Below are 5,774 nucleotides of genomic sequence, written 5' to 3'. Positions count from 1 at the left end.
CGATCCTGTCGGTCGGCACCCCGAGGAGCCTGCTGCTCCGTCCGCGCGGCGGCGGGCCGGCGATCCGCCGCGACCTGGGCCACGGGCCCGCCCGAAGCTCAGCCGCCGTGACGGCCGGCCTCCACGTCGTTCCCGGGGGCGACCCCCGGACCCCGACTAGCCTTCCAGGTCGACGCGGCGGCCCATGTCGGCGCCCACCTCGCGGCTGATGGCGTCGACGAGCTGGGGCGCGATGGCCGAGTCGACGGTGAGCGCGATGAGCGCCTTGCCGCCCTTGGCGTCGCGGCCGACCTGCATGCCGGCGATGTTGACCTGCTCGTCGCCGAGCAGCTTGCCGACCGCGCCGACGATGCCGGGGCGGTCGACGTAGGAGAAGAACGCCATGTGCTCGGTCGGGACGAGCTCCATGTTGTAGCCGTTGATCTCGATGAGCCGCTCGGCGTGCTTGGGGCCGGTGAGGGTGCCCGACACCGACACGACGGAGCCGTCGGACATGGTGCCGCGCACCTGCACGACGTTGCGCCAGTCGGGGCTGTCCTCGCTGGTGGTGAGGGTGACCTCGACGCCGCGGTCGCGGGCCAGCAGCGGCGCGTTGACGAAGGTCACGGCCTCCTCGATGACGTCCACGAAGACGCCCTTGAGCGCGGCCAGCTCCAGGACCTTGACGTCGTGCTCGGCGATCTCGCCGCGGACCACCACGTCCAGCCGGACGGGGACGCCGCCGGCGAGGGCGGTGAAGATGCGGCCGAGCTTCTCGGCGAGCGGCAGGCCGGGCTTGACGTCCTCGGCGACGGCGCCGCCCTGCACGTTCACCGCGTCCGGGACGAACTCGCCGGACAGCGCGAGCTTCACGGAGCGGGCGACCTGGGTGCCCGCCTTCTCCTGCGCCTCGTGGGTGCTGGCGCCGAGGTGGGGGGTGACGACGACGCTGTCGTGGTGGAACAGCGGGCTCTCGGTGCACGGCTCGGTGCTGAACACGTCGATGCCGGCGCCGGCGACGCGGCCGTCCTTGAGCGCGAGGTCGAGGGCCGCCTCGTCGACGATGCCGCCGCGGGCGGCGTTGACGATGCGGACGGACGGCTTGACCTGCTGGAGCTCGCGGTCGCCGATGAGGCCGAGGGTCTCGGGCGTCTTCGGCAGGTGGACGGTGATGAAGTCGCTCTCGCGGAGCAGCTCGTCGAGCGTGACGAGCTTCACGCCGAGCTGCGCGGCGCGGGCGGCCTGGACGTAGGGGTCGAAGGCGATCACGTTCATGTCGAAGGCGGCGAGGCGCTGGGCGACGAGGACGCCGATGCGGCCGAGGCCGAGCACGCCGACGGTCTTGCCCTGGAGCTCGACGCCGGTGTACTTGGAGCGCTTCCACTCGCCCTGCTTGAGCGCGGAGTGGCCCTGCGGCACGTTCCGGGCGGTGGCCAGGAGCAGCGCGATCGCGTGCTCGGCGGCGGTGACGATGTTGGACGTGGGCGCGTTGACGACCATCACGCCGGCCTTGGTGGCGGCCTCCACGTCGACGTTGTCGAGGCCGACGCCGGCCCGGGCGACGACCCGGAGCCTCTTGGCGTGCCGGAACACCTCGGCGGTGACCTTGGTGGCGCTGCGGACGATCAGGGCGTCCACGTCGGCGACGGCGGGCAGCAGCTGTTCTTTGTCGCTGCCGTCGACGTGGCGGACGTCGTAGTCGGCCTCCAGGACGGCGATGCCGGCCGGGGAGAGTTCTTCTGCGACGAGGACGACGGGCTTGCTCAAGTGAAAACAGTCCTTCGAGAAAAGTAGGTGTTCGTGTGCTGTGCAGGTGAAGTCGCGAGTCACCTCGTCGTGCCCTCGCCCCCTCCGGTGAGTCTATAACCCGGGGGCGGCGGGGGTTCGCGGCAGGGAAAGACCCGCCAGTAACTCCGGTTCGTCCTGCGTTGTGTCGATTCGTCAGGCGGCGTTCGGCTCCGGCACGGAGGCGAGCACGGACGCGACCCGCTCGACGTCGCCGACGTGCACGTGCGGGACGTCCACGAACACACGCAGCGGCCCGGGCGGCAGCCCCAGCTCGTCGGCGACCTGGACCTGCACCTCGCGGAGGGGGATGTAGGCCAGGTAGGCGCGGTGGACGTTCTGCGACCGGAACATCGCCGTCATGATCAGCCGGTAGCCGCGGATGCGGAACGACAGCGCGGTCAGCGCCGGCAGCCCGTCGGCCGGCTCGCCCGGGATCGTGAGCGAGATCCAGGCGCTGGTGGTCCACGGTCTCGCGCGCAGCAGGTCCACCACCCACCGGATCTGGTCGTGGCCCTGCAGGTCGTGCAGCCGCGGCCAGAACCGCCCGCGGACGGCCCGGCGGGTGCGCTCCTGCGCCCGGCGGACCAGGCGCGCCCGGTCGCCGTACTCGCGCAGGATCGGGTCCTCCCAGCTCAGCGAGCAGATCTCGAACAGCAGCGGCGGCCCCTCGATGATGGGCCCGCCGTCCTCCAGCCCCGCCTCGCCGGCCGCCCACACGTGCCGCAGGACGCCGATCCACGCCCGCCCGCACGTCTCGAAGCGCCGGACGTCCCTGTCCTCCCGCGCCGACATGTCGTCCTGCCCCGGCATGTCACGGCTCCCCGCCGTGCCCGGTTCCCCGGTCCGCCGCGCGGATCGTCGGGGATTCGCCTGCCTGTCGCATTGCCCGCCGGGCGAGAAATTCCGGGCCACGGCCCACCGGTGCCGCCGCCTCGCCGCCGTTCAGCTTCACACCGCTCATGCGCACGCCCCAAGGCCCGCTCCGGCCGAGGTCACGAGGTGTTCGCGCAGGCTCTCCTCCCGCGCCGGCCCCGGCCGCAACGGCTTTCTTCAAGTATCTGGCAAAGTACCCAGAAAGGATAGGGATGATTGGCCGGGAGGCGCCTTCACTCGAATTCTTACCCGTGCGACGATGATCGGTCATTCGGACAATCTGTCCAAAAGCCGCGTTTCGCCTTATCAGGCGTTCGCCTTACCGGGGACCCGCCCCGAGGCCCCGCCTCACCAGGGGTCGGGGACGTCCTTGTGCAGGACGACGTAGCCCTCTCTCCGGAAGACCTCCCGGTACCCCTCCGCCTTGAGCCCCTCGACCCTCCGCCGCTGCTCGGCAGGCGAGGCGAAGGGGAACTCCAGCCGCTCCACCTGGGCTATCACCCAGGGCGCGCCGTGCGAGGTGTCGTCCCACAGCAGCACGCGGGCGCGGGACGTCAGCGCCGGGCCGAGCCCGTTGGCGGCCTCGACGAGCGCGCCGTCCGGGATGCGCGCGACGGCCGCGGACGCGGCCCGGGCCCGCTCGTTCGGCCGCCACAGCGCGGGGTCGGCGAGGTGGCGGTAGGCGAAGAACGGCGCGCAGGCGACGGTGACCGCGAGGATCCCCGCCATCGGCGCGGCGGACGGCAGCCGTCCCGGCGCGCCTCGCGCGAACCGGGCCCGTCCGCGCAGACGGGCCGCGCCGTCGGCGGCCGCCAGGACGAGCACGGCGACGATGAAGGCGTTGTAGTGGTAGTGGGGCTCCCACCAGTTGCTGAACCGGCTGGCGAGCATCCGCTCGGCGAGCAGCGGGACGGCGGTGAGGGTGAGCGGCGACGCCAGCGGCAGAAGGAGCAGCGGGAGCAGCACCAGAGCCATCGTGAGGAGCTTCTGCGGCGGGTCGCCGAGGACGCGAAGGACGTCCCAGGGATGGGTGACGGCGTGCACCGCGGCGTGGGGAAGGTCGGGGCCGAGCGCCCCGTACGCCCAGTAGTAGTCGTTGTCCCCGCCGAACGCCGCGACGGCCACGCGCGAGCAGGCCCAGGTCGCGGCGAGCCCCGCCGCGACGTAGGCCAGCCCCGCCCGCCGGTCGCCCGGCGGCAGGAGTCCGCGCAGGCCGCGCAGGCCGCGCAGGCTCCGCCGCCCGCGCCCGGTGGGACGGGTGAGCAGGTAGAGGCCGAAGCCCGCGAGCAGCAGCCCCATGTCCTCCTTCACCAGGAGCAGGGCGAACGCGGCGGCGGCCGCCTGGAGCCGCCGTCCCGCGTCGTGCCGCTCGACCATCAGCGCCGACAGCGGCGGCACGAAGGCGACCTCGTGGAAGTCGAAGGCGAGCGCCTCGGCGATCGGCCAGGACAGCGCGTAGGCGCCCGCGGCGCAGTAGGCGGCGCGGGCGCCGAGCCTGCGCTCGGTGTACCGCCAGATCGGCGGGATCGCGAGCGCGAGCAGGACGGCCTGGGCGACCAGCAGGGTCGCCGGTCCGTCGTGGATCCAGTAGAGCGGGGCGAGCAGCGCGAGGATCGGCGAGAAGTGGTCGCCGAGGATCGAGAAGTCCGGGCCGAAGTCGTTGTGGACGCCCTTGACGATGGCGACCGGCAGGCCGAACCGGCTGTAGGAGCGGATCGCCTGGTCGAAGATCACCAGGTCGTAGCTGCCCGTCCGGAAGGCGCGCAGCCGCATCAGCGAGTACGTCCCGTACAGCAGCGCGCTCGCCGCGACCAGCGCCGTCAGGGCGGCACGCCGGCGCCGGGCGCCCCCGCGGCCCGCGGAGGAGCCGCCCGCCGGTTCCTGCACCGCCACCGCCTCGACCACGCGCCGGACGCTATCACCAGCGCCGGCGCGTGGTTGAGCGGCCCCGGGGCTCCTACCCCGCGGTGCGCCGGACCGCCGGGAGGCGGCCGCCGGTCACCGCGCCGGCGACGCACGCCGCGACGAGCGGGACGCCGATCGCGATCGCGGCCAGCAGCAGCCACGGGATGTCGACGATCGTGCCGTGCGGGGCGGCGCCGGTCTCCTCCAGGCTGTCGGTGAGCGGGCGCGTCACCGCGAGGCCGGGGACGAGCCCGCCGGCGATGCCGAGCCAGCAGCCGAGCCCGGCGATGAAGGCGCCCCGGCCCATCGTCAGCAGCCGGCCGGTGCGGGGCCGGGCGCCGACGGCGCGCAGGGTGGCCAGGTCGGGACGTGCGTCCGCGGCGGCGAGCCCGGTGGCGATCAGGGTGGCGCCGAGCGCCAGGGCGGCCGCGGCCGCGCCGAGCATCAGCGTGACGCTCCCGTACGACTCGGTGAAGCCCCGCTCGACGCGGACGGCGCCGTCGTCGTCGCTGAAGTTCTTCATGGTCCTGGTCAGCCGTGCCTGCTCGGCCTTGGTGACCCTGTGGTCGGCGCGGTCGACCCCGTACGCCTCCGTCCGGATGGGCACGCCCGCCTTCGCGGCGAGCGTGTCCGCGACCGCGGGCGGGACGATGGCCGGCACGTGCGGGTCGCCCTGGGCGGCGACGGCCGGCAGGTCCTTGATCGTCGCGATCGTGTGCTCCTGGTCGTCGTCCCAGTAGGTCGCGGCGGCGGTGACCGTCCCGCGGTCGGGCGGCCGCACCCGGAACAGGACGATCTTGCCCGCGGCCAGCGCCGCGGACACCGCGGGATCGTCGCGGCCGAGCAGCATCCGGGCCTCCCGGGAGCCGCCGACCACGATCGGCAGGATCTCATTGGAGGCCCCGTCGCGCTCCACCGAGAAGGACAGCGTGGGGCACTTCGAGCTGTCCTCGGCCAGGCATTCCCCCCAGGGTCCGGGAAGGGTGCGCATCGGGACGAGGGGCACGCCCGGCAGGTCGCCCCGGATGGCGGCCGCCGCGGCGCCCTCGGCCTTGCCCTGCGGCACCCGGATCAGCGCCGAGCCGTGGGGCAGCTGCGCCTGGTACTCCACCTGCCGCTGCCGGAAGTCGCTGGCGCCCCCGATGGCCAACGCGGTGACGCCCGCCACGGCCGCCATGATCGCGGCGACCGCGGGCGCGGTGCGGGCCCGGTTGCGGGCGCCGTCCCGG

General features: G+C 73.8%; 4 protein-coding genes. All 4 read right to left on the bottom strand.

The window, feature by feature from the left end:
- Positions 1–156: 156 nt before the first annotated feature.
- Positions 157–1,746, bottom strand: coding sequence for a phosphoglycerate dehydrogenase (gene serA, locus AB0K37_RS39845; RefSeq protein ID WP_363990788.1), 1,590 nt, complete (start codon positions 1,744–1,746; stop codon positions 157–159).
- 174 nt (positions 1,747–1,920) lie between these two features.
- Positions 1,921–2,577 carry a hypothetical protein gene (locus AB0K37_RS39840; RefSeq protein WP_363990786.1) on the bottom strand — a complete coding sequence of 219 codons (657 nt, stop codon included), beginning with the start codon at positions 2,575–2,577 and terminating at the stop codon, positions 1,921–1,923.
- A 411-nt stretch (positions 2,578–2,988) separates the two neighbouring features.
- A complete protein-coding gene (locus AB0K37_RS39835) occupies positions 2,989–4,545 on the bottom strand; it encodes a DUF2079 domain-containing protein (RefSeq protein WP_363990783.1) in 1,557 nt (518 codons plus the stop codon).
- 52 nt (positions 4,546–4,597) lie between these two features.
- Positions 4,598–5,774: ABC transporter permease (locus AB0K37_RS39830; protein ID WP_363990780.1), on the bottom strand; the 1,177-nt coding region annotated here is incomplete at its 5' end.

The sequence above is a fragment of the Actinomadura sp. NPDC049753 genome (genome assembly GCF_040674655.1).
Taxonomy (GTDB): Bacteria; Actinomycetota; Actinomycetes; order Streptosporangiales; family Streptosporangiaceae; genus Spirillospora; species Spirillospora verrucosospora.
This window is presented reverse-complemented; position numbering and strand designations above follow the sequence as displayed.

Bases quoted from the DNA above. Each gene is read 5' to 3' on its own strand.
- AB0K37_RS39840 (WP_363990786.1), bottom strand. From the start codon at position 2,577: ATGCCGGGGCAGGACGACATGTCGGCGCGGGAGGACAGGGACGTCCGG.